At 66.2% G+C, this 452-nt stretch carries 1 protein-coding gene; it reads right to left on the bottom strand.

Features of this window, described 5'->3' with window-relative positions; all coding sequences use genetic code 11:
* Positions 1 to 452 (bottom strand): carboxyl transferase domain-containing protein (locus tag ACLF6P_RS18415; RefSeq protein ID WP_415951561.1); only part of this gene is annotated, 452 nt, incomplete at both ends.

Raw genomic sequence — 452 nt, forward strand, 5'->3', positions numbered from 1 at the left:
GAGGAGATCAGGACGGACCTGGTCTCGGCGGGGTCGATGACGTCGTCGACGAGGCCGCGTTCGGCCGCGTAGTACGGGTGCATCAGCTCGGCCTTGTACTCCTTGACCATCCGCGCCCGCATCGCCTCGGGGTCGTCGGCCGCCGCGATCTGCCGGCGGAAGATGACGTTGGCGGCGCCTTCGGCGCCCATCACCGCGATCTCGTTGGTGGGCCAGGCGTAGGTGAGGTCGGCACCGATGGACTGGGAGTCCATGACGATGTAGGCACCTCCGTACGCCTTGCGCAGGATCAGGGAGATCCGCGGCACGGTCGCGTTGCAGTACGCGTACAGCAGCTTGGCGCCGTGCCGGATGATCCCACCGTGCTCCTGGTCGACACCGGGCAGGAAGCCCGGTACGTCCAGAAGAGTGACGATCGGGATGTTGAAGGCATCACACATCTGGACGAACCG

Origin of the sequence: Streptomyces lothianensis, assembly GCF_047779955.1 — a bacterium.
Taxonomy (GTDB): domain Bacteria; phylum Actinomycetota; class Actinomycetes; order Streptomycetales; family Streptomycetaceae; genus Streptomyces.